Origin of the sequence: Desulfonema magnum, from assembly GCF_017377395.1 — a bacterium.
Classification (GTDB): Bacteria; Desulfobacterota; Desulfobacteria; order Desulfobacterales; family 4be13; genus Desulfonema_C; species Desulfonema_C magnum.
Map to the genome: position 1 here is coordinate 6,545,277 of NZ_CP061800.1, position 24,259 is coordinate 6,569,535.

The 24,259-nt window shown below is 42.9% G+C and carries 21 protein-coding genes; 8 read left to right on the forward strand and 13 right to left on the reverse strand.

Annotated elements, in window-relative coordinates:
- The first annotated feature begins 208 nt into the window (after positions 1–208).
- Complete coding sequence (locus dnm_RS25055) at positions 209–619, forward strand: bacteriohemerythrin (protein WP_207679621.1); 411 nt, start codon at positions 209–211, stop codon at positions 617–619.
- Between the two features lie 435 nt (positions 620–1,054).
- On the opposite strand, the gene dnm_RS25060 is transcribed toward dnm_RS25055, so the two are convergent.
- The gene (locus dnm_RS25060; protein ID WP_207679622.1) at positions 1,055–1,342 is read right to left on the reverse strand and encodes a DUF8180 domain-containing protein; all 288 of its coding nucleotides are present in this window, start codon (positions 1,340–1,342) and stop codon (positions 1,055–1,057) included.
- A gap of 437 nt (positions 1,343–1,779) precedes the next feature.
- Here dnm_RS25060 and dnm_RS25065 point away from each other — a divergent pair, with 437 nt between their 5' ends.
- Entirely contained in the window at positions 1,780–2,832 is a 1,053-nt protein-coding gene (locus tag dnm_RS25065) for a hypothetical protein (RefSeq protein WP_207679623.1), read from the forward strand.
- Between the two features lie 150 nt (positions 2,833–2,982).
- Here dnm_RS25065 and dnm_RS25070 read toward each other — a convergent pair whose 3' ends face one another.
- From dnm_RS25070 to dnm_RS25090, 5 genes are all read right to left on the reverse strand, one after another.
- Entirely contained in the window at positions 2,983–3,906 is a 924-nt protein-coding gene (locus dnm_RS25070; RefSeq protein ID WP_207679624.1) for an NYN domain-containing protein, read from the reverse strand.
- Positions 3,907–4,563: 657 nt separating this feature from the next.
- Positions 4,564–5,328: a DUF4114 domain-containing protein gene (locus dnm_RS25075; protein ID WP_207679625.1), complete on the reverse strand. Its 765-nt coding sequence runs from the start codon at positions 5,326–5,328 to the stop codon at positions 4,564–4,566.
- Positions 5,329–6,291: 963 nt separating this feature from the next.
- On the reverse strand, positions 6,292–6,564 hold the full coding sequence (locus dnm_RS25080) for a hypothetical protein (protein ID WP_207679626.1): 273 nt from the start codon (positions 6,562–6,564) through the stop codon (positions 6,292–6,294).
- A gap of 237 nt (positions 6,565–6,801) precedes the next feature.
- Entirely contained in the window at positions 6,802–7,230 is a 429-nt protein-coding gene (locus dnm_RS25085) for a PilZ domain-containing protein (RefSeq protein ID WP_207679627.1), read from the reverse strand.
- 1,183 nt (positions 7,231–8,413) lie between these two features.
- On the reverse strand, positions 8,414–10,117 hold the full coding sequence (locus dnm_RS25090; RefSeq protein ID WP_207679628.1) for a PAS domain S-box protein: 1,704 nt from the start codon (positions 10,115–10,117) through the stop codon (positions 8,414–8,416).
- A 702-nt stretch (positions 10,118–10,819) separates the two neighbouring features.
- On the opposite strand from dnm_RS25090, the gene dnm_RS25095 reads away from it, so the two are divergent.
- From dnm_RS25095 to minE, 3 genes are all read left to right on the forward strand, one after another.
- A complete protein-coding gene (locus dnm_RS25095) occupies positions 10,820–11,467 on the forward strand; it encodes a septum site-determining protein MinC (RefSeq protein WP_246556085.1) in 648 nt (215 codons plus the stop codon).
- Positions 11,468–11,532: 65 nt separating this feature from the next.
- Positions 11,533–12,333 carry a septum site-determining protein MinD gene (gene minD, locus dnm_RS25100; RefSeq protein WP_207679630.1) on the forward strand — a complete coding sequence of 267 codons (801 nt, stop codon included), beginning with the start codon at positions 11,533–11,535 and terminating at the stop codon, positions 12,331–12,333.
- Positions 12,334–12,342: 9 nt separating this feature from the next.
- On the forward strand, positions 12,343–12,633 hold the full coding sequence (gene minE, locus dnm_RS25105) for a cell division topological specificity factor MinE (RefSeq protein WP_207679631.1): 291 nt from the start codon (positions 12,343–12,345) through the stop codon (positions 12,631–12,633).
- 55 nt (positions 12,634–12,688) lie between these two features.
- Here minE and dnm_RS25110 read toward each other — a convergent pair whose 3' ends face one another.
- Both dnm_RS25110 and dnm_RS25115 read right to left on the reverse strand, forming a co-directional pair.
- The gene (locus tag dnm_RS25110; protein WP_207679632.1) at positions 12,689–14,029 is read right to left on the reverse strand and encodes a COG3014 family protein; all 1,341 of its coding nucleotides are present in this window, start codon (positions 14,027–14,029) and stop codon (positions 12,689–12,691) included.
- Complete coding sequence (locus dnm_RS25115; RefSeq protein WP_207679633.1) at positions 13,972–14,589, reverse strand: penicillin-binding protein activator LpoB; 618 nt, start codon at positions 14,587–14,589, stop codon at positions 13,972–13,974. The genes dnm_RS25110 and dnm_RS25115 overlap by 58 nt, the downstream gene beginning before the upstream one ends.
- A gap of 690 nt (positions 14,590–15,279) precedes the next feature.
- On the opposite strand from dnm_RS25115, the gene dnm_RS25120 reads away from it, so the two are divergent.
- Positions 15,280–15,849, forward strand: a complete 570-nt coding sequence (locus dnm_RS25120; protein WP_207679634.1) for a Uma2 family endonuclease — start codon at positions 15,280–15,282, stop codon at positions 15,847–15,849.
- A 370-nt stretch (positions 15,850–16,219) separates the two neighbouring features.
- On the forward strand, positions 16,220–17,278 hold the full coding sequence (gene cobT / locus dnm_RS25125; RefSeq protein ID WP_207679635.1) for a nicotinate-nucleotide--dimethylbenzimidazole phosphoribosyltransferase: 1,059 nt from the start codon (positions 16,220–16,222) through the stop codon (positions 17,276–17,278).
- Between the two features lie 367 nt (positions 17,279–17,645).
- Here cobT and dnm_RS31395 read toward each other — a convergent pair whose 3' ends face one another.
- A complete protein-coding gene (locus tag dnm_RS31395) occupies positions 17,646–17,768 on the reverse strand; it encodes a hypothetical protein (RefSeq protein WP_276571828.1) in 123 nt (40 codons plus the stop codon).
- 1,306 nt (positions 17,769–19,074) lie between these two features.
- Here dnm_RS31395 and dnm_RS25130 point away from each other — a divergent pair.
- Positions 19,075–19,482: a PilZ domain-containing protein gene (locus dnm_RS25130; RefSeq protein WP_207679636.1), complete on the forward strand. Its 408-nt coding sequence runs from the start codon at positions 19,075–19,077 to the stop codon at positions 19,480–19,482.
- A gap of 556 nt (positions 19,483–20,038) precedes the next feature.
- On the opposite strand, the gene dnm_RS25135 is transcribed toward dnm_RS25130, so the two are convergent.
- The 4 genes from dnm_RS25135 to dnm_RS25150 all read right to left on the reverse strand — a co-directional run bounded on the left by dnm_RS25135 (position 20,039) and on the right by dnm_RS25150 (position 24,135).
- On the reverse strand, positions 20,039–21,091 hold the full coding sequence (locus dnm_RS25135; RefSeq protein ID WP_207679637.1) for a caspase family protein: 1,053 nt from the start codon (positions 21,089–21,091) through the stop codon (positions 20,039–20,041).
- 93 nt (positions 21,092–21,184) lie between these two features.
- Positions 21,185–23,074 carry a P-loop NTPase family protein gene (locus tag dnm_RS25140; RefSeq protein WP_207679638.1) on the reverse strand — a complete coding sequence of 630 codons (1,890 nt, stop codon included), beginning with the start codon at positions 23,072–23,074 and terminating at the stop codon, positions 21,185–21,187.
- Entirely contained in the window at positions 23,061–23,834 is a 774-nt protein-coding gene (locus tag dnm_RS25145; protein ID WP_207679639.1) for a hypothetical protein, read from the reverse strand. The genes dnm_RS25140 and dnm_RS25145 overlap by 14 nt, the downstream gene beginning before the upstream one ends.
- Positions 23,824–24,135: a hypothetical protein gene (locus dnm_RS25150; RefSeq protein ID WP_207679640.1), complete on the reverse strand. Its 312-nt coding sequence runs from the start codon at positions 24,133–24,135 to the stop codon at positions 23,824–23,826. Before dnm_RS25150 ends, dnm_RS25145 begins: the two co-directional genes overlap by 11 nt.
- Between the last annotated feature and the right edge of the window lie 124 nt (positions 24,136–24,259).

Consider the following 24,259-nt stretch of genomic DNA (forward strand, 5'->3'; position numbering starts at 1 on the left):
GAAACCCGGCTTTTTTACCGGAATGAGCCGCCGCCCGTGACGGAAAAAGCCGGGTTTCTCCGCAGTTCACAAAAAAAGATGTATAAAAAACTTTTGATCGGGTACTTATTTCCCTGATAATAACGAATTCAGGGGAGGGGCTGCCAGACCTTCCCCTGAATTCGTTATCATCAGGAATTTTCAAAAAAACGAAATCGGGGAGGTAAAAATGCCGTTAATTGAATGGAAAAAAGACTTCAGCGTAGGCGTTGCTGTTCTGGACAGCCATCATCGGAAGCTCATCAGCCTTGTGAACAAATTACATGATGCAATGAAAAATGGAAAGGCAAAAGGAGTTATATCCGGCATAATCAGCGAATTGGATGACTACACAAAATATCACTTCAGAGAAGAAGAAAAATTAATGGAGAAAATCAGATATCCTGGGCTTAATGAACATAAAAAAGCGCATGAATATTTTACAGCAGCAGTCAAAAAATACAAAGCAGAAGCTGACAAGGGACAGGCCGCGTTTCTGAGTGTCGGCATATCAGTGCTTCTCACTGACTGGCTGAAGAACCATATTGGCATGATGGACAAAAAATATCAGAAAGACATGAATGCTAACGGAATAAGATAAGTTCGCACTGAAAATGAGCATCTCTCATTTCTCCCCTTGCAAGAGGCAAAAAGCGTGCCTGAACATCTGTATTCCTGTCTGTAAGTCTGTGGCCTTTGTCCGAACCCTGATTAAAGGATTAACAGAAGTTATATCGCCCTATCAGCCCCGCGGGGCTTCCGAGATCAGTCCGAACTGGCACAGAAATCATGAAAAACCTTTCATCAGACGAATCAGGGTTCGGAGATTTCATCTTCATCTACATGGATTAGTGATAAGCAGGGATTTTTCCGCTGTTCATGCGTGAAATCCCTGTTTATCATTAATCCGTGTAGATTTGCCACGGGAACCCGGCACAAAAACTGCAAAGACAAAATATCTATGCGTTCCCACGCAGGGGCGTGAGAACGAAAAAAGCGTAGAAACAAGAGAAGCACAAAAATCATGGAAAGTTGATTACTTGCTTTTCATAATTTCCGTTGCTTGTTCAAACTTCTTGCTTATTTCCAGTGTCATATCCGCAGCGTCTTTTAGTAAATCAGAAACTTTCGCCATATTATTCTCATTTGCTTTTTCAGCCCAGTCCCTGTAATTCTGTGCATGATCGTCATTGTGGTTTACCCAATGTTCAAGCAGCTTGGTCATTTTTTCTTCAAAAGACAACTCACTCTGATGTTCATGGTGATGATGGTGATGGTCATGATGGTGATGGTCATGATGATCATGATCATGGTGGTGACTCATTTTTATTCCCCTTTTCTTTGAATAATTAAAAATCAGTTAATCTGAAACAGAACATTGTTTATCAGCAGATCAAACATTTCTGCTTGTTCGAAATTCAGCCCCCGGGCAATCAAGGTAAAATCAGAGTCTTATCTGCCAGACAGAGGACTGCCTGAACGCGGCATTTCAAACTTTTCGGATATGCTGTTTATATCTGTTTAAAAAGTAATAGTCAACAGGGGAAAAAAATTGGGCAGGGTTGCTGAACAGGTAATCATGAATGGGATTCAGTCTGATGAAGCGAAGCAAGTCTGATACATCATCACTAATGTCTGACCAAATAAATTATGGAGGATTTCGGATTCTGTAACCCTCTTTTTCAAAAGGATTTTTGAAAATTTCCACTCGTCAAAACTTATTTGGTCAGGTATTAGATCGAAAATTTTTTCCAGAATGTTATGCAAAAAAGCGCTTCGCTCTATTTTTGCACTCCGGGCCGGATTTACGGAACGTTATGCAAAAAACCGCTTCGCTCTATTTTTGCACTCCGGGCCGGATTTACGGAACGTTATGCAAAAAACCGCTTCGCTCTATTTTTGCACTCCGGGCCGGATTTACGGAACGTTATGCAAAAAACCGCTTCGCTCTATTTTTGCACTCCGGGCCGGATTTACGGAACGTTATGCAAAAAACCGCTTCGCTCTATTTTTGCACTCCGGGCCGGATTTACGGAACGTTATGCAAAAAACCGCTTCGCTCTATTTTTGCACTCCGGGCCGGATTTACGGAACGTTATGCAAAAAACCGCTTCGCTCTATTTTTGCACTCCGGGCCGGATTTACGGAACGTTATGCAAAAAACCGCTTCGCTCTATTTTTGCACTCCGGGCCGGATTTACGGAACGTTATGCAAAAAACCGCTTCGCTCTATTTTTGCACTCCGGGCCGGATTTACGGAACGTTATGCAAAAAACCGCTTCGCTCTATTTTTGCACTCCGGGCCGGATTTACGGAACGTTATGCAAAAAACCGCTTCGCTCTATTTTTGCACTCCGGGCCGGATTTACGGAACGTTATGCAAAAAAGCGCTTCGCTCTATTTTTGCACTCCGGGCCGGATTTACGGAACGTTATGCAAAAAACCGCTTCGCTCTATTTTTGCACTCCGGGCCGGATTTACGGAACGTTATGCAAAAAACCGCTTCGCTCTATTTTTGCACTCCGGGCCGGATTTACGAAACGTTATGCAAAAAACCGCTTCGCTCTATTTTTGCACTCCGGGCCGGATTTACGGAACGTTATGCAAAAAACCGCTTCGCTCTATTTTTGCACTCCGGGCCGGATTTACGGAACGTTATGCAAAAAACCGCTTCGCTCTATTTTTGCACTCCGGGCCGGATTTACGGAACGTTATGCAAAAAACCGCTTCGCTCTATTTTTGCACTCCGGGCCGGATTTACGGAACGTTATGCAAAAAACCGCTTCGCTCTATTTTTGCACTCCGGATTTATGAAACTTTGTGCAACTCCTTCTGATAATCTCTCAGTCCGTCCGATACCATCATCGAAAAAGGTTCATCCCCGACAATAAGAAGCTATAAATTTTTTTAAAAATCAGTTTCTCAGATGGGGTATTGTTATGGCAAGAAAATCAGTCTGAACATTTAAACAACATTTATATTTCGGGAGAGAAACTCATCAAGTATTTCGTCCTCCTCGTCGTCCTCTTCAATCATTTCCATTTTTTTCTTTTCAAGGATCATCAATCTGCCTAATCCTGTTTTTTCCACATCTACAAGCCTGCTGCCTTTTTCAGAAAGGGAAATCAGGTGATCATTCTCACCCGGGCTGATGGAGACGAGGTCCTGACATTCGTTGAGAAATTCAACAAATGATGAAAATCCGTAGCTTTTTTCATCAAATGTCGGGTCCATTCTTGTCATTGCAGGACGTAATCTCGCTTTGAGAACATTCGTTTTTTCCTCATCTGTAAGAAGCGTATGAAGCGTGTTCACAAGCAGCTGCCGGGCATCATCCAACAGTGTGTGATAGAATTTAAATGCGTTGCATGATTTGATGAGATACTGGCTGGCAGCCCGCTGGACACCGACACCGAAAATATCCCGTCCCATCTGTTTGCATCTCTGAACCAGAGCGATGTAATCGCTATCGCCGCTGACAACCACGACTATTTTAATATGCGGAAAATTCTGAATGTCCTGAATGACATCTATTGCCAAACGAATATCCGCTCCGTTTTTAAGCTTTCGGCCAGGGGGAAATATCTGAATCAGATCAATGGAATGCTCCAGAAGAGCAAGGCGATAATTGCCAAAACGCTCCCAGTTCGCATAAGCCCGGTTAATGGCGATTGTACCCAGGGTTGAGGCGTAACGAATCACAGCGCCGACATTCACCACCGGTTCCTGAGGGTCGTTGAACACTCTGTGATAGGTCCCTTCTCCTTCTTTTTCCTCTAAAACAGCAGCATGGATGTTTTCAAAGTCCCAATAAATTGCGACCTGGGGCAAGGGCGCGTTTACCAAATTCATTGGCGGGTTCGGGATTGCTGAATAATCATTCTGCATGATATTCACTACTCCTTTTCCTTATTGGCGAATCTGGGAGTATAAGAAATGTATGTTCGAAATAAATGCCAAAGTATAACTTTGGCACTCCTTTAACTCGCAGCAGATACGCTCTTTGTTGATTAATCAAACCCGGTAATGGCTTACCAGGCGATTGTTATAAATCCCTTACGGGACAAGAGCCTCCAATCTGGCAGTAATTTACCGGATTGTTTTTATAAATCCATGACCATCTTCACGCTGAATCACCGCCCGCGGACAATGATTCTTATTTGGATATTAATTTACATTTTCTGCTCAGAAACTTTAAAATATATGGATTATAAAAATAAATCAATGGGGCGGAGAGAGTATTCAGGGGTAGCAATATTCTACTTTTGGACAATCTGTTCTGAGACTTCTCCGGGTTTCAGGAGTTTTCCAAGTGAGGTATGACATGGACAGAAGCCTGTCCGAGGCTTAAAATGAAGGCGATGATAATCGCTGATTCCGGGTGTTATTGATAATTACTCAGCATTCGGATAATTATTTTTTTACTCCTCTTCTGACTGAGTAATCATTTGTCAAGATTCAACCTGCAAAAAATAAATTGGCATAAAAAAAGGGCGGTTCTGAGAACCGCCCCCTGAATTACATCAGATATAATGCTTAAAAGGTTTAGCTTTTCTTATTAAACTTTCTTCTCATCGCAACCAGTCCGATCATGCCGACGCTTAAGAGAAGCATTGTGGCGGGTTCGGGAGTAGGTTTCATATCTTCCACATAAAACACTGCATCGTTGAAATCTCCGTCACCGCTGGCAGAGCTTGCCACATCTTCAAAAGCGAGAATCCAGTCGTTGTTGCCCTCCGCATCTACGGTCGTTCCATCATTGAGCTGAGTTTTCACAGAAAGCCCCTCTTTAACCAGAAAGGTCAGCGCCAGCACGTCGTTATTACTTCCGTAACCCGTACCTGATTTATTTTTACTATCCTCGGTATAGGATGTCAGTTTGGGGCTGGCGTCTTTGTTCCTCCAGAAAAAACCAAAGCCGTCTCCAAAATTCTCGTCTTTCAATTTTCCATTAACATAAAGAGCGCCTGTATCATTGATGCCAAAGCTTGCCTGGTCTTTCTTATCAGGATTTTGTAAAAAATACTTCGCACCGGTATCGGTTGAATAAATACCCAAAATGCCGTTGTCGTTTTTGTATGTGGTGACCAAGTATGAATCAACCAATGCCTCGGCTATCATCCATGTTTCGACATTCGACTGGTCATTTACAGCATCCAGATTTCCACCGGTTACTACGTCGTCAAAAATATCCTGAAGTGAAGGTTCATCTCCGTAGCTGCTACCCGGAACGGTGAATGCCATTGCATTGCCGACCATCAAAAAAGCCATTAAAATTGCAAAAAACAAAGAAGTTGTAATTTTTTTCATTTTCAATACCTCCTGAAAGTTAAATAATAATATTAAAAGATCGTCTTACCTTAATTCCTCATCAGTTGCCTTTATTAGTTTAAATTTTCTGTCTCCTCCTTTTTTTCCTGTTGTTTTTTTAAGAACTGTATTAGAAAAACCTTGCTTATTTCTAATGCAACTATGATGCCAGCTATTATATAATATTGATATTTCAAATTGGCATGTCAAAATAAAATCCAATAATATATTTATATTATTAAATAATATTTATTTGTATTTTTTTATTCTGAATACAGGCTTAAAATTATGCTAATAAAAAAAGTTATATGTTATTGTGGGGTGTAAAATTTACTGACATATTTTTTTTGTTTCAAAAAGCCTTTAATGATCTCAGATTAAAAGGAAATCAATTTTTGGAGATAAAAAGAGGTTGGAAAATCAGTCGGGGAGGTGTCGGAAAAATTTACATTTTTTTATCAGAGTTTCAGAAAATCTGCTGAAATGATGCTATTCAATATTTATTTATATCTTTTTATTACAATAAGTCAAGTGGGTTTTATCGCTTTAGGCAATCCCACAATGACTTGTTGATAATATTATCTGTTATTTTGAGCATCTATATTATTTATGTAAAGTTTTCCGACACTTTTCTGAGAAATCATGATATATGACCTGATGCTATTATATTATTTAATATCAAATGATTAACTCAAAAGGAGAGCAAAAACAGAGCAAAGCAGTCAGGGAGCCGGAGTGCCAAACTTACAGTTTGGTATTCCCTGTTTCTGATAACTCGATGATCAAATTTTTTAACCCGATTCGACAAAAAGCTTGTCATTCCTGCTTTCGCAGGCTTCGGCGTGAACTCAGTCGAACGGAATGACAAAAAAAACTTGAACATCGGGTGATAAAGTCTGTTGCATACTGTTCGGGAATTTCCAAACTCTCGGAAACCCGAAATATGTAAGGACGGGTCATGTTTTATTCTGCTTGTTCTTTTCTTACCTTTTTAAGCCTCCGCATAAATCCTGAAAGACCGACCAGCCCGAAACCTAAAAGAAGCAGTTCTGAATGTATGGAAAATCCGTCACCATTGCCATTTCCTAAATTTAAAGGGATGAGACCGACCGGGCTGTTAAGGATATCTCCGCCCGGAACATGAAATGTCGCCCCCATCACGAGAGAACATGATATTAATATGAGCGTAACTGTCCCAATTAAATATTTTTTCATATAATTTCTTTTTCTTTTCATAACATCCTCCTTAATTTTTGAAATTCCTTTTCACTTTATGATCAGGTTTTCTGATCCGATTCGGACAAAAAGCCTGTCATTCCGTTTGACTGAGATTTTCGGCGTGAACTCAGTCGGACAGAATGACAGAAGAAACTTAGGTAGTCCTGCAAAGGTAGCGTTCAGTCCCCCTATTTATCAGGACACTGAATCTCATTCATCACTGCCTGTGCAGGACTTCCAAATTTTTTAATCGTTCTAAAAACTGAATCTTTGCTCCGCACCTGATGTTTCATAGGAATATCTTAATAAGTTGAGGGTATAATTTTTAAGAAAAAATTTTAATTGCCTCCTATGATGTTCCGTGAGTGTTCCAAATTTCACCCCGCACCGGTTCATTATAAAAGTTTTAATGAACAAAAAGGTTATATCGGGTTCGCGTATCGGCATGTCATACACAACTTCGCATGGTACTTTGGATATATGAAATTCGTGTTCGGACAGGAAGATATCTAATACTGAGTCATCAGTATTTTTCATTTTTTCATCGGAAATATATTCGAATGCCAGTCCCCCCATGCTTATATCTTTGATTTTACCAACTTTGCTAAAATCGCGTCCGAGAGCAACAAAAGTATCGTCCTGGGCTAAAAAACGAGAATATTTTCTTCGTTCATGTGCGATCATCGTTTAACTCCGATATGAATTTATTTTTTCAATGAGTCTGTTAAATCCAGGTAAATTTTTTTATCATGTGACTATTCAGCTGTTCGACTTTTCTGAAAAATTTATGATACTCAGCAGATCGAAAAGTTTTCGGGCTGTCACAGAGCGAACATGGCGGACGGGGAAGAAACCCGGCTTTTTCCCGCGGGGGAGTGCCCTGTCCCGGGAAAAAAGCCGGGTTTCTTTGCTGCCCAGCGCACAGTCCGGAAACTTTTCGATCTGCTGATACTTGATAATCAAATTTTTTTCCGTCATTCCGTCTGACTGAGACTTTTGCAAAAGCAGGAATCCGCTGCTTCCGGAACCGAGGCCTCGGCCGGAAACAGATTTCTGTTTTCGCAGGCTTCGGTGTGAGCTCAGTCGAACGGAATGACAGGCTTTCCGGCCGAATCAGATCAAAAAAACCTGATGATCGAGTGACAACGAAATAAGTTACAACCTAAGGACATACTTCCTCTGACATACACGCGATTTCGAGGAGGTTGGTCGGTCGGACACGCAAACCGGGGCTTTGCTTCATGGATGTTTCCGAGCCGGAAATTAGGAACACAGCTGGTTCGAACTCTTTCAAGTAAATGATGTTAAAAGAGATTTTTTTAACCGTCAAGGAGGGTTTTCAGGGGGGATAAAGGGGGGATAAAGGGGGGATAAAAAGGGGAGATGATATCCCCATTATCATTATAATATACTTAAAAATAAAATAATTTATAATACAGAATTTCCTGTTAACTCGATAATCAAGTTTTTAGCCTGGATCGAACAAAAAATCGGGTGTGTCCCACCTTTTACACATCCGAAAAAATTAGCCACAAAGACACAAAGACACAAAGAGACTTCGTGTCTTCGCGGCAGAAAAAACGGGCGTGTCCCGCCTTTTATCCGAAAAAATCAGCCACAGAGACACAGAGGAACCGCAAAGAGACTTCGTGAGACTTTGTGGCTTCGTGCCTTCGTGGCAAAAAAACCGGATGTGTCCCGCCTTTCACACATAAAACCTGTCCTTGTGTAAAAGGTGGGACACACCCAAAAAATCTGTCATTCCTGCTTTCGCGGGAATGACAGAAAAAAATTGGGAATGACAGAAAAAAATTGGGAATGACAGAAAAAAATTGGGAATGACAGAAAAAAATTGGATTACCGAGTGTTAAGCTTTTGCTTTGAGATAGGCAGCCAGATTGATGTCACAATTCTGAATACCCAATTTTTTTCGGATATTCTTTCGATGGCTTTTGACGGTCAGTAAAGAAATATTCAGCTGACTGGCAATTTGTCTGCTTGTCAGACCGTTCTTTATCATTGTGGCGACCCGCAGCTCACTGGAAGAAAGAGAAAAGATGATATCATTACCGTCTGCCAAATCCGAAGTTAATTCATGAAGATGGGCAGATAATATATCCAATTCTGTTTCACGATTTTTAGGTTTAAGCGATTTGTCTTTTTTAATTTTTTCTAAGATGGGCATGATTCTGGAACTGATAGTCAGGGCGATTCTTTTTTTCACTTCTTCTTTTTTTCTTTCTATGTTCCTTGCCAAAACAGTCAGCGCCCTGTTTGTTTCCAGCAACTCCTCATTGACCTTTTCCAACTCAGATTTATGATATAAAAGTTCTCTCTGCCTTCGTTCCAATTCATTTGCAGCAGCCACGAGTTTTAAAGTACGCTCTTTAACCCTGCGTTCCAATTCCTCGTTAGATTTTCGCAAGGCTTCTTCCATTCGTTTGTTTTCTGAGATATCAATAAATGAGAGCATGATTAAAACAGGTTCGTCAGCCACATCAGTGACAATGCTTGCTGATATCTGGGCATAAAACACAGATTCGTCTTTTCTCGTGACAACCAATTCACCTATCCAACTTCCTTTTTTGTATAATTTTTTTACTTTTATCGAAAATGTCTTTTTATCCTGTAAAAATTCGGTCGCAGATCGTCCTAAAACTTCTTCAACGTCATCATATCCCAATAATTCAAGGAAAGACCTGTTGACATAAGTCAGATTATTTTGAAAATCAAGAAAGGCAATGGCATTGATGGATGATTCTATTGCACTGTCTTTTATCCTGAGTTTCTCATTTGCATGTCTGCGCTCTGTAATATCCCGGATAAAAGCTAAAAAAGCAGACTGTCCCTGCCAGACAGTTCTGGCTTCTGTCACCTCTGCCGGCACGGTTGTCCCTTTTTTATGGAGAATATTAATCTCATAGCTTATGGGAACACTTTTTCCTTCCAGTCTTTTTTTGTTGTTTTCGTTTATTTTTTTGAAATTATCAGGGGAAACCAGTTTTCTGATATCAATTTTCAGCAGTTCGGAAGTACTGTATCCCGTAATCTGGCTGAGTCGTTTGTTGACATAAACATGTCTTGTTTTGCTGACAGCAATAAGAATGCCGTCATTTGCATTTTCCGCCAAGGCCCGGAAATTTTTCTCACTCTCCCGGAGGGCCTTCTCCGTGGCTTTCATTTTTCTTCGATATTCCAGTTTTTGGAGACAGTTGGCAACTTTGAAATATAATTCATCCACTTCATAAGGTTTGGTCAGATAGTCATCAGCATCAAACCTGATTGCATCAATTGCAGAAGATATATCCGCATGGGCCGTGAAAATGATGACCACGGTCTCAGGATTGATCTCTTTTACCTTTTTTAATACCTCAATTCCGTCAATCGGATACATGACCAGATCCGTTATCACCAGATCAAAATTTTTTTTGTTTATTATCCTGATAGCTGATGCTCCGCTGTCAGCTATTGTGACACCATATCCCTCAAGTTCAAGATTTGCGCAGACACCCCGGAGAGTAATTCTGTCATCATCAATCAGCAGTATCTCATATTGTTTTATATCGTTCATGTCTTTTCATATTATTGTAATGAGTCATGCCCCATATACGCGCACAGTGCATACGCATACTGTCTGTTCTTTTTAGCCCGCCTGAGATTTTTCAGAAAGCAGAGCGATAAAACAGCAAAAAAAGTTTTATCAGGATTTTTATCACAAATTGAATGGAAATTAAATAGGGGATTTTCTGATTTGAACACTTTCTGTGATTTTTAGTTCCGGATCTTGACTGTTTCTGTTTTCCTAAATCGGGATAAACCATTTCAACAGATTAAAGAAGCCACATATAACAACGCATTCATATTTTCTATTTTTCAATATCAGCAGAAAATGTTATGTTTGGACTGACAAAGCTCTGCCGGCCGGGGTTGCAAACCCGCATGTATCAGATTAAAATTATATTCTGTTGTTTTTAATATCCTGTTATTTATAAAACAAAGTTTGCAATTCCGTCCGGGATATTTCCCTCAGCCCTGCTATGTGAAAATTTCGGACAGGCTTTCAGATCCAGTCCGGCGATCAACTGATTCATAATACGCCTGGCAGGATTTCCCGGCAGAGTCGGTTCGAATTTGCCAATTCGAACTGAGCATTTTTTATAGGTGTTCGACACATCTCAATGAAAATATTGACATGATATGTTATTTTTTTTATAATTTATTTTTACATATGAAAAAAATGAATCAGGATAAGACACCGGTGCGGATAAAAGGAATGGGAAACAGCTTGTGCATTACCTTGGATCCTTCCCAGCCGATTGATTATTTACAGAAAGAGTTACACAGGCTCTTTAAACGAATGAAGCACTTGGCCGTCAATGCGAAGGTTATTCTCGATGTGGGAGAATTGGAGGGCCATGAGGAATTAGTTGAAAAATTGGGAAAGTTTTTAAAAGAAACCTTTGCTGTCGGGTCAGTTTCAAGACCTCCTGTAAAGCAACTACCATCGGAAGAACGGAGACGGAAACAAGATATGGAATGTTCCTGGGGCCGCTATCACAGCGATGTTCTTATGCTGACAGGGCGGGTGCGGGCGGGCCAGAAGGTGACAGCTAAAAACCATCTTCTGATATTGGGAGATGTGAACCCGGGTGCGGAAGTGCTGGCGGGAGGGGATATTTTTATTATGGGAACTTTGCGCGGCACAGCAATTGCAGGCCAGCCTGACAATGAGGAGGTCATCGTGCTGGCCCTTGATTTTCAGCCCATTCAAATACAAATTGGAAAAATTGTGGCTGCGGGTCTTCCCCCTTCTCCTGAAAAACTTGCTGAATTCGCCCATGTGGAAAATGGTACCATTGTAGTGGAAGACTATCTGGAAGCAGATCCCTTTGGGCGTTTGCCATGGCCCCAGGTACGTTAAAGAAGGTTTATGATTTGTGATTTGGTCAGTGACCAATGACTAATGATGAGGTTGAGAGGTGTAATTTGGAGGGTAGAACAATTGTCATCACTTCAGGCAAAGGGGGCGTAGGCAAGACCACAGCCACAGCCTGTCTCGGCGCAGCAATTGCTTTGGAGGGAAAACGGGTTGTTGTCATAGATATGGATATCGGTCTCAGAAATCTGGATGTGGTGATGGGACTGGAAAACCGAATAATTTTTAATATTGTTGATGCGGTAAAGGGCAAATGCAAGCTGAAACAGGCCGCGATCAAGGACAGGAGAATAGACAATCTTTTCCTCATTCCTGCCTCACAAAGTGATAACAAGGGGGTTCTGACCCCCAAGGAAATGGTGCAGTTTGGTGAAGAACTTCGCAAACAATTCGACTTTGTCCTGATGGATTGTCCAGCGGGAATCGAGCGGGGGTTTGAAAATTCCGTGGCAGCAGCAGACGAGGCCATTGTGATCTGTACCCCGGAAGTGGCGTCCGTACGAGACGCGGACCGGGTGATCGGTCTTCTGTACGCACGTTCCATCACCCCCAAGCTGGTGGTCAACCGGATCGTTCCTGAAATGGTAAAAAGAGGCGATATGCTGAGTCATCTTGATATGGTGGATGTCCTGTCTGTCGAACTTATCGGGCTGGTACCGATGGATGATCAGGTGGTCATATCATCCAACACGGGCATACCGCTTGTTTTGCAAAAAAGGTCCAGAGCAGGCGAAGCTTTTCAACGTATTGCCATGCGGCTCAACGGCATGACCGATCTTCCCATTGAGGTTCCCCAGGCCCAGGGGCACTTTTGGAAAAAGATTGGCAACAAGCTGGGGATCGGTAAATAAGGAGGCTTCATGTTCAGTGATTTTTTTCGGAAGGTCAGAGGCAATAAAACCGATAGCAAAGATGTGGCAAAACAGCGACTTAAATTTGCACTGATATATGACAAGCTGGAAGTCTCCGATGACACGCTCAACAGTCTGCATCGGGACATCATGGAGGTTATCTCCCATTATTTTGAAATTGATCAGAAAGCCTTCAAACTGGATATACGCCGATCCGATGATCTGTCTGCCCTGGTCATTAATACCCCTATTTTGGGGCCGAAACACAGGGAAAGACCCCAGGCTGATTCCCCAGGCTGATTTCGGAAGCGTCCGCTCACGCCTTTGCCCGACCGAATTCCTCTTCCTGGCCGGTTTAATTGTTCACCCGTATGGAATGATAAATTTTCCGGCCGGAAGAAACACTGATTTCCGGCAGCGTTATTTCTTCAACAATCCCCCGGCCTCGGACAACGGTAACTTTAAAATGGTGCTTTCCGGGTCTGAGTATTCGTAATCTGATTAATTTCAATGACGCAGGAAGGGTTTCCCAGCATCGGGTGTCAGCTTCTTCCATGAGAAATAACGCTGCCCGCAGCAGAACCCCGATAACGGACTCGTTCTTGTGTTCCACGGCCTGAGCCATTGCTTCCTTAATCGCGGCTCTGGCGGTTTCCTTTACGACAATTTTTGACGCCCTGGCCTGTAACGACGCACTTGCCACTTTGTCAATACTCGTTGTGACAGACACGGCAGGTAAACGCTGCCCTGAGTCAGACACGATGATCTGTGCGTCTGAAAATCCCCGGGACTCGTACCGGGGAAAGGAAAAACGGATTGAAGCTGGGGCAATGATGTCGTCTGAAACTTTTACAGGGCCTGTTCCCACACCCACAAACAAAATCAGTTCCCCGGCCGGTTTTTTTTTCAGCAAAGCAAACTGGGATTTTGGAATAACCTTCTTGTAATGTTCAGCCTCTTTGGTAAAACCCAGCTGTGATCCCAGGCGGTAAAGTTCCCCTGCAACCGGATAAGGGCTATGCATGAGGCCCGCGAGTTTCTTATACTCAATGTAAGCGTCATTTGTCTGGCCGAGGTTTTCATAACAGAGCGCGATCAGAGCCCTTGTAAAATAATCATCAGCAAGTGACTCAGGATGTTTTTCCAGCACCTTCAGCGCCTTTTTTGCCTCCACAAGCGCGCTCTCATATTTGTGAAGCAGCAGGAAGTTCATCATCAGATAGGTATGAACCCACAGACGCTCACTGTATTCCCCTTTATATTGCGTTATCCAGTCGGTTGTCACAAGGGAAAGGCTCTGTCGGGAGAGGCTGATGGTCTCCTGCTCTTCAATCAGTTTTGAAGCCTTAAAAAATTCATTTATGCTTTCTTCATATCGTCCCAGATGATGCTGAATCAGCCCTTTTTCCATGAAAAGCAGAAGCTTGTCATTGCTGGGAAAATCCCTGAGTTCAGAGAGGGAATCGGCCGCTTTCAGAGGGTCATTGCTGTAGAATTCTTTTCTGGCGTTCATAAGGGGGGCGGCTGTGCATCCTGCAAAAAAAACAACCGATCCCCAGAGCGCGGCAATACATACCCACGCAATCAGGTCTTTTGAAAAAAAACAATTAGTTTTGTAAGGCAGATGACAGGACACGGCTACCACCCGATGATTGGTCTTGAAGCTTCTCTGGCAAGTTCCACGCTGTGCGCCCATGATATCAGACTGGTTTTGATATCTGTGAGTTCAAGATGAAGGCTGTAATATCTGAGAGATTTTTTCTTGAGTCTTACCTGGCGCGGCTCTTCTTTTTCAATGGAACGCAGCGTGCCGGTCAGCATATATTTGGCACCGGCCTGGCGCGCCCGCTCAATTCTTGTTTCAGGTGAAACAGCGCCGCTGTTGTACTGATAATCTGTTTCTGTGGCAATATTCCCCCGCTGGGTTTCATTGATGAACCTGAATTTTCCTGCTTTTAACAGGGCTTCCCGAATATCATCTGTGATGCCGCTGGTGTCAATATGTTCTGATGTCCGGTTTGCAATTCCATAGATAATAATGACCGGCGGCTCTGTTGTCCCTGAGAGCGGGGAGGTGGCAAGGAGCGGTTCAACAAGGTTTTTCACAATGGTTTTCTTGTCCGAGAAATCATAAGCCTCATCATAATGAAGGGCCTCGTCTGTTGAAACGGTGCGGGTGGTGGCGGTGCAGCCGATTATAAGGCAGAACGCCGAAATAACCGCAACTAAAAGTGATGATTTTATATGACTTGTCATGATGTTGCCTCCTTTAACATTCTGTATTCAGAAGAAACTGAACGCGATATCCGTTTATCGTGTCATTTTAAAAAACAGAAACGCTTTTACCGATAAAAAAAATAATGCTGATTTTTTGGAAAAAAATTATTTTAATAATAGAAAACACTGGGAGAAAGGTCAAGTTGATTTTTTCAACGGGGATATAAGAGAGGCTGAATGCAAGTCTGCATAAAGTTAGCGAAGTTTGAGAGATTTCAGTAAACTGGCTCGGAACAGAAACGACTCAGATAAAATTTGCAATTTTACAAAAAGCGTGCTTTAGTAATGAATTCATGAGTCATAGCACAGATGTGGCTGAACATCTGAACTGCATTTTTGTTTAAACTTTAAAAAGAGGAAGTTATGAAATATTTTACAAAGAATTAAAAACAATTTATTCAGAACCTATGACTGCCGGATATCTTAAACAAGTTAAAAATATAACGGAATCCGACAGGACGCAAAAGGCTTTGAACCCGGGGTGATGAAAATGTTTCCAAAGCTCTGAAAAAGCTGATCCCGTTTTTGTTCCCCGCATTTTTTAACTGCCTGATTTTTAAGTCATAAAAAATTTGCGGAATAAAAATGGGATCGCAATTATCAGCCGGGTTTGTGACATTTTCATCACTCCACTTTGAACCTGTTGCTGAGACAAAAGGAGATTTCATAATGTTGCAACCTGAAAAAAAGATGATCTCACCTGAAGAATATTTCAAAATGGAACAGACTTCCGAATATAAAAGTGAATATTATCAAGGGGATATTTTTGCCATGTCCGGGGCTTCGGTGAATCATAATCTTATTGTGTCGGATGTGATCACCGCTTTAAATACTGCCCTGCGGGGTTCCGACTGTGTTGTATTCCCAAGCGATATAAAAGTTCAGGCAGATGAATTGCAGCATTATACTTACCCTGACATAAGCGTGGTGTGCGGGGATATTGAATTTATCGCGGATCATGATGATATAATTGTCAATCCGGTGGTTATTGTCGAAGTTTTGTCCGAATCCACAGCAGATTATGACAGAGGGTCCAAGTTCAAAGCATATCGTAAAATCAGCTCATTACGCAATTACATTCTGATTGATCAGTATGGTTATTCTGTTGAAAATTTTTTCAAAAACAAAGAAGACAAATGGGAATTGGAAGAATTTGAGAATTTAAACGAGGTGGTTAAAATCAAATCTGTCGGTGTTGAATTATCTCTGGAAAACATCTATTATCATGTTCATTTTTAATGAAAAGATCGGATAGTTATACTCGATAATCAAGTTCGTTTTGTCATCGGTAAGGGGGGGGCGGATGTCCGGACAACTAATATTATCGGCCTGTTCTCAGGACTTTACACAAAATCATATATGGCCGGCAGAAATCATATACAAAAGTGGGAAAGTTTTCTGCCCTCGGATTTCATAGTTTCAGCAGATCGAAAAGTTTTCGGGCTGTCACAGGGCGAACGGGGGAGAAACCCGGCTTTTTCCGCGGGGGGAGCGACCCGTCTTGGAAAAAAAGCCGGGTTTCTTTGCCTCATATTCCGCAAACTTTTCGATTTACTGAGTTTATCATACAATAAAAAATATAAGAAATTTCTCATAGAAAGGAATACGAATGAATCTTCTGGAAAAGACCATTCAAAACATAAAAGCACCTGATAAGGAAGTGTATGAGGCTGCAAAAGAAAGACTGCGAAATCAGGCACGTCCTTCCGGAAGCCTGGGCATACTGGAGGATGTGGGCGCAAGGCTCGCAGGCATCTTCAGTACGTTGGATGTAAAATTGGCAAACAAAGTGGTTATCACCTGTGCCGGAGATCATGGTATTTGTGAGGAAGGCGTCAGCCTGTTTCCCTCGGACGTCACCCCGCAGATGATTTATAATTTTGTCAAATGGGGCGCGTCTGTCAATGTCCTTGCCCGTCACGCCGGTGCCGAAGTTAAGGTGGCCGACCTCGGGGTTGCCTGTGATTTTGACCCGAGCCTCCCAATTTTTCACAAAAAAGTGCGTAAAGGAACTTCAAATTTTGCCAGAGGACCTGCCATGACCAGGGACGAAGCAAAAAAAAGCATTGAAGCTGGGATTGAAATTGTGGAGGAACTCTTACAGAATGAACCTGTCCATATCCTCGGCACAGGAGATATGGGGATCGGAAACACGACCCCGTCCACTGCCATCATTGCTGTCTATTCAAAACTTTCCGTGGCGGAACTCGCAGGGAGAGGCACAGGAGTGGATGATGACGGTCTTAAACGAAAAATTACAGCGATTGAAAAAGGATTGGCATTGAACAATCCTGATCCGAATGATCCCATTGATGTTTTGTCCAAAGTGGGCGGCTTTGAAATCGGGGGACTTGCAGGGCTGGTTATCGCCGCGGCCGCATATGGCATTCCTGTGGTGTGCGACGGTCTCATATCAACCGCAGGAGCCCTGATTGCCTGCGAACTGGCACCGGCAGCCCGGAACTATCTTTTTGCAGGCCATAATTCTGTGGAAGTGGGGCATGCCTTTATGCTGAAACATTTGGAACTGTACCCTCTGCTGGATTTGAAATTTCGTCTGGGAGAAGGAACCGGCGCGGCCCTTGCCATGGAGCTTATTGACGCTGCAACCCGCATCCTGATTGAAATCAAAACATTTGAGGAGGTTGGTATCCAGGACGCTCAGTAATTTAAAGGGCATTTTTCTGTTCCTGAATACGATTTTCACCCCATTGACTTTTCCCTTTAAGAGCGTGTTTGAATTTCGGTAATCAGGTTTTTCTCTGTTACTCGATGTTCAAGTTTTTTTTGTTCAAGCCGGGTCAGAAAACCTGATCATCGAGTGTTCAGAACCAAACAACAGAGAAGTCAGATAAGAAGAGGATTTTTTTCCCTTTCTTATCTCCCTTTCCTTTGATGTCTGACGAAACTGATTCTGATGGATTTATGATTTTATAACGCCTTAGCACATTGTCGTATTTTTTGTCGGATGCGAAATTCCCCGCATCGGAGATGCAGTGTCCTTACATACTGAAAAACACCTGATTATAAAGGATTTAGAGGAGGCTGACCAGGCCCTGTAAGGGCGGCATATTTGTAGCATCGCCAAGCCCCGCGGGGGGCAAGGTTCGCAGCCCCCCGGCCAGGCCCTGTAAGGGCGGATTTGCAGCATTCTGCAAATATGCCGCCCTCACGGAGCGTTACCGGCCCGGCATGACGGATGCTGCAAATATGCCGCCCCCACGGGGCTTTACCGCATATGCATCAGGCTAAGATTACAACCTACTGTTTTTATTAACTCTGATTTTGCCGGACGGGGTTTGCAACCCCGTCCGGAATATTTTCCGGATCGCCGCCTGCAAACGTTTCGGACGGGGTTGCAAACCCCGTCCGGCAGCCGTCCCGCATTCTTAGCCTGATGCATATGGGCTTTACCGGCCTCCCCTAAATCCGTTATAATCAGGAAAAAAACAGTCCGGAGTGCAAATCGCTTGTGCATACACGGCCGGAAACACTGACAGCGATGGCTTTTCACAAAGCAGTGATTTGCATTCCGGAGTGACAGACATTATCTTAAAGCTTATAAGTCACAAAAACGGTCCGAAATGCTGTCCATAAAATTTTCATTTTTTTTTTTTTTTTTTTTCAAATTTGTAACCTATAGTACTTAGATTTAGGTATGTCCCGGCATGATTTTTGCATGGGAAGGTTGTCCCGGAAAAAAAGCCGTTTCCGGGCCTGAAAATTTCATTCGTCCGTTCGGAATCCCGGAGGCCGCCTCTGTATGCAACTTTCGTGCCAGGACATACCTAAATCTAAATACTATATTTGTAATTTTTAATATGGTATAAAAAATTTATATAAACGGCCATGAGTTGCCAGTCACAACGAACGATGAAAGTCTTACAGTTTTTTACTAAGGGAACTCGAAATAAATAATATACCCAATACAAAAAATGTAGGGTGGGCGGAACGAAGCGCAACCCACCTTGTGCGGTGGGTTGCGCTTCGTTCCGCCCACCCTGCACCGGGTATTTTATTTTTGGGGAAATCCCTAACACTTAACACCTGACACCTGACACTTTCATATAAACGGGCATGACCTGAACAAAAATATTGGGAAATTGTACGGACAGGCACTTATGTGAAATACCGGTTTTGTAATGTACCTGCATCAAAAATCGCTATTTCTGATACTCAGAAACCCGGGGCTTTGGGTGCAAAAATAATTTTATTTTTGAAAGGAGACAAAGCAGAAAATATGGCGAGTTTAAAAAGCAAAACAAATCAGGTCCTCGCTTTCTCGAAAATGACAGAAGTATCCCCTGTTCCTCACCTTCGGAAACCAAGTGTCTGTTCATAAATTTTTCCACATTTATTTATAGAAAAATATGCAGAAAGCTTTTGCCCAGGTACTTAAACTTCGGAACGGAACATGGATGCCGAAATTCCTCCTGAAAGCAGGAAAAATCAAGGAGGTGAAAAATGAGACGCGAACGGAGAAGATCAACCCGCTTCTTAGTGCGGGAAGAGGCATTTGTTTCAGTGGGTGTCAGCAAACCTAAAATCGGGAAAATCGGAGACATAAGCAGAGGGGGGCTGTCTTTTGAATATTTGGTCAACTATATAAGGGATAAAAATAACAGTGAAAATCTGGTCAAAGACTTTCTGAGGGCAGAGATATTCTTTATCGGAGGAGGATTCCGTCTGACTGATGTTTCATGCAGGATAGTATATGATATGATGAAGTATGTGCTGACCTACTCTCCCATCGTGAGAAAGCGATGTGGCATAAAATTCGAAGAACTGACAGAAGATCAGATAGGCCAGCTGGGAACGTTTCTTGCGAATTATACTGCCGGATTGGCCCCCTGGCATGGCCGACAAAAATAAATCAGACGATCAGCAGATCGAAACGTTTCCGGGCTGTGCGCGGGACAGCCGGGAAACCCGGGGGTTCCCCGGTTGTAATCAGCAGTAAGTCGGGTCATTTTTTTCTGATTATAACGGATTCAGGGGAGGCCGGCCAATGCTGCAAATATGGGTGTGTCCCGCCTTTCACACATCCGAAAAAATCAGCCACAAAGGCACAAAGACACAAAGGAGGCACAAAGAGACTTCGTGAGACTTCGCGCCTTCATGGCAAAAAAACGGATGTGTCCCGCCTTTTATCCAAAAAAAATCAGCCACAAAGACACAAAGGAAGCACAAAGAGACTTTGTGAGACTTTGTGAGACTTTGCGCCTTCGTGCCTTCGTGGCAAAAAAACGGATGCGTCCCGCCTTTTACACATAAAACCTGTTCCTGTGTAAAAGCCGGGGCACACCCGCAAATATGCCGCCCTTACAGGGCCTGGTCGGCCCTCCCCTAAATCCGTTATAATCAGATTTTTTTTAATTTTTGCAAAAAAAAATTTAAAAAAAAATGACCCGGCCTACAAAAAAAATTGCTAATCAAAAAGCACGGACCGAACAATAGGGCCGACAACACCGTCACTCAGAATTTCATTCTTCTCCTGAAACTGCTTGATCACCTTATGGGTATGAGGCCCGAAAACACCGTCAACAACGATTCTGAACCCCGCGTTTTTTAAGCCCTGCTGCATCCTTTTCACATCATCTCCCCGCATATAGGGCGTTGTCAGAAAAAGCATTCTTTCAGGCTCATCTTCAGAAGGAAACTGAAAGGGTCTGTTTTCAAAAGCCGCGTCATTCATACATGCTAACTGAGGGGATTGCGGATAGCGGTTATATCGTAAGGAATTCTGAACACGCTCCAAAAGATTTCTTCGGGTGATATATCCGCCGGTCTCCCGCATATGCTTACAAAAATAATAGGTAAATGCCCCATTATAATTCCCGTTGATATAAGCATCAGCCGATTCCTGGTCTGACCGGCAGGCTGACCAGAGGATATGATTCATCGTACTCCTGTTTCCTGATCTGTTTGCCGAGGTGAAGCCTCTGAGCGTCAGCTCGGGCTCTTCGCCTTCATAACGATATGCAATATCCGGCGGAGGGCTAATGTATCTCCCCATCGGAGAATGTTCTGCTGACCGGCTCAGAGAGGTTGTACCGTCACCTGAATGGCAGCAATCCAGTATAACCTCCAATAAAGATCCTTCGGGCAGTTTGCGGAAAATTTCATCAAAATCATCATCAAGAACAAAGCGGCCATCCCAGTTAAAATCCCAGGGACAGATCAGTTCATCCATGCCGTCCTGAAGTTCATCCCCGTTTCTGTCACGAATCTGGGCTCCGTGACCTGAAAAATGAAACATCATAAAATCGCCGGGTTCTGCCAGTCTGACCATATATCTCAGCCTGTGAAGGATATTTTCTTTGGTTGCCCGGGCATCCACCAGGACCCGAATATCATTATTCCTGAATCCCAGACAAGTTTTCAGGATATTTCGCATATTGCTGATATCATTTAAGCACCCTCTCAGGTCCCTGATACCCCGATAGTCATTGATCCCTACCAAAAGCGCTCTTCTTGCCATCGTAATCCTCCTTGTTGGTTGTTGAGGCTTTTTGGGGGCTTGGGGCGAGAGGCAAGAGGCGTTTTCTGTCCCCCTCGCCTCGTGCCTCGCACCTCACGCCCCCCTCAGAATTTCCCCAATATTTTGAAAACCCGAATACTGTTCACCATGAATTTTTTCCCGTACAAAAACCGCCAGTTCTTCGGATGATACAGATTTTGTAAGATTGTTGACGTCAACGATTGTCACGTCTCCTTCTTTAACCGTATAGTTGAGCAATGCCAGGGCATACCATTCAGCAACGTGTTCTTTGTCTAAAAAAATAACACGGCCCCCGATCTTTTTGAACTCCTCAAGCATTTCATTTGTGGCTTTCCATTTTGGTGGTGCCGGAATCTCACATCGTGCATCCCGAATATAAAAAACCTTCCCATTGGAGGAGTTCTCCAAAAATTCAATGCCCCTTTTCAGCGTCGCCCTGACATACGGATTATTCAACTCCGTATCTATGATAAAAATCACATCAGATGCCTGCTCCCCCTTCTTTACCTTACAACTGAAATCCAAATATTTATCTTCAGGACGGGTCAGAGATTCAATTTGAAAACTGTTCTCGGACGGTATATTACTCAGATAAAGCTCCAAGGCCCGGCCCAGTCTGCTGCGGTCCGGCTGATAGCGGTTAAAATCAGTTCTGATGATCTTGCACTGATTTTCAAATTCTTCCTTTAATTTCTCAAGCGGCAAAACAGGGGAAGCAAGCTCCTTATCCGGATAAAGGATTTGCTTCAGTCGCTGGTTTGCCAGCATGATCACCTGTCTTGGCGTGTGAAGGCGGGTCTTGAACATGCCTGTGAGCCTGTCCTGATCAAACGGGAAAAGATCACCCGTGTCATCTTTTCCAAATACGAAGGCCAGGCGGCTTCTGATAATTTCAAGAGACTGGGTGTCATTGCATCCTTTCAGCTGAAATTCGTTTGTCTTCAGCCGGGTGATCACCTGCTGATTTAATTTTTTTGTGAAGGTCTCTTCCCATTGCTGTCCCCTGACAAAAACAAGGGGCAGCATGGCTTTTGCCTTATCCACTAAAAATTCCACCATTTTTCCCAGAGAATGGATTTTCGCATCTGTATCGTAATTTTCCAAACGATCAAAACACACCACCAGCGGCTTTCCGTAATACGCGAGCAATGCGCCTAAACAGCTTAAAATATGGCGAGATTTCTGCTCCAGCAAATTCGGTGAATCTTCCATGCGGTTGGTCACCCGGAGCAATGCGGCATCTTCATCGTCAATGGCAATGCCTTTGAGCCAGTCCATGGCAGCCGATCTTTTTGACGGACTTTGATATTGAAACAAGACCTTAAAAAATTCTTTGGGAATATCAGGAAATTTTGCCCGCATAAACTCAATGGCTTTTCTTTCACTTCTTCTTTTTTCGATCACCGTCTTAAAAGATTTGCCCAAATCTCTGAGCATCCCCAGGCTGATTTTTTTTGCTTTAAAAAGCCCCACTGGATCGCTTCGCAACTCATCGAAAAATTTGTCCATTTTTTCAATATCAGAGGGATAAATTTTTTCGCCGACCTCCTTAAAGCTTTTTGCCAAAATAATATCAAGCTGGGTGGTGGCTGAAGATTTGTTAATGGGATAACAAAGATTGACAATGACTTCGCGCAGAAGATAGCGATAGGTTTGCTGGGGATCCTCAATGGGCTGGATATAAGCAAAAGAAAAGGGAAATTCAGATTCTCTGTCATATCTGAGAATTCTGCTGATGAGGTGTGTCTTTCCGCTGCCCACTTCTCCGAACACCAGCCCCGCGCAGGGAAGGGCAGGATTTTTTATCTTTTGCTCAATGAGCTGGAAGATTTCCTTAAACGCACGCTCATTAATGGATTTTACATCCAGATATTTATCTTCCCAGGGGTCTCCGACGCTTGAAGAAGTAAAAGGGTTTTCCTGATTTAATATATTGATTTTTCTGTCATTATCGTTCATCATTTTCTCCCCACCAGGTCAAATTGATATAAAGTACGCCGTGTTCATCTGTAAAAGAATTTTTGATCTCTTTTTCAGTCATTATTGAGGGGTCTCCGCCATGAAGTTCAATAGTATAATCTGCCATTAATTCTTTCAGGGTATTGTCAAAATGCTCTCTGTCCCAGTTCAGATATTCCCGGATGCGATGAATACGAACAAAGTTCTGTCCTTTGCCGACTTTGTTATATGCTGCCTTAAATGCGGCACGACCGCTGATATAACTGTCTCCGATATTCATCTGTCTTCCGATTTTGGCGGAAATTTTCAGGCATGGTATATGATTTTCATTAAAGGTGCAAAGGACAAAACCTTCTTCCAACAGCTTGTTGAGATTGGTAATAAAAATTTTTTTATTCATGGGCAGATTTTTAGCCAGATTTTTTGAAGATATCCCGGGATTTCGTCTGATTTTATCCAGAATCATATCTTTTAGGGACATTTTAAAGCCGATATAAGCGGACTTCGCCCCTTTATAGGCCAGTATGCTGTTTCCCAGATAAGGCTTCAGACGTTTCAGAACATCTGCTGTGCGTGCATTGTTTTTTATGAGGCCCAGTTGTCTCAGCAAAACAGCCGACAGGCTGTTTCTGATTTGTGTAATGGTAAGGTAGTCCTTGTTCTTTTTTTTTAATAACTCTGAAATTTGTTTTTCAATATCAGGGGATTTGTGATTTGTGATTTGTGATTTGTGATTTGTGATTTGTGATCTGTCATTTGCCATTTCTTTTTAACCTCTTTTTTAACGATATTCTCCCTCTTGCTTTTGCAGGCAAAGGCACTAACCATATAATATTGACAAACTGCGTGTCATCCGCTTTGAGCAAATCCTCAATCTGTTCATCTGTCATGGCGGATGTGTCACCGCCCGCAAGTTCGATTTTCTGGTCATGTGCCAGATCCAAAACCGTTTGGTCAAATTCGTCCCGGGTCATTTTGGATAAGGCCCTTAATCGGTCAATTCTGTGGGTTTTTCTGCTTTCCAGCCTGACGGTGGCAATTTTGAGCGATTTTTCCTTGTCCATATTTCGCCTTTCCTCTGCATGGTTATCTTAATCCCAACATTCTGTCAATATCCTGAAATACCTTGAAGTTAGTCTGAAAATTCTGTCCGGGGACTCCTTTTTTTACACGCCTCATCTGGCTGAC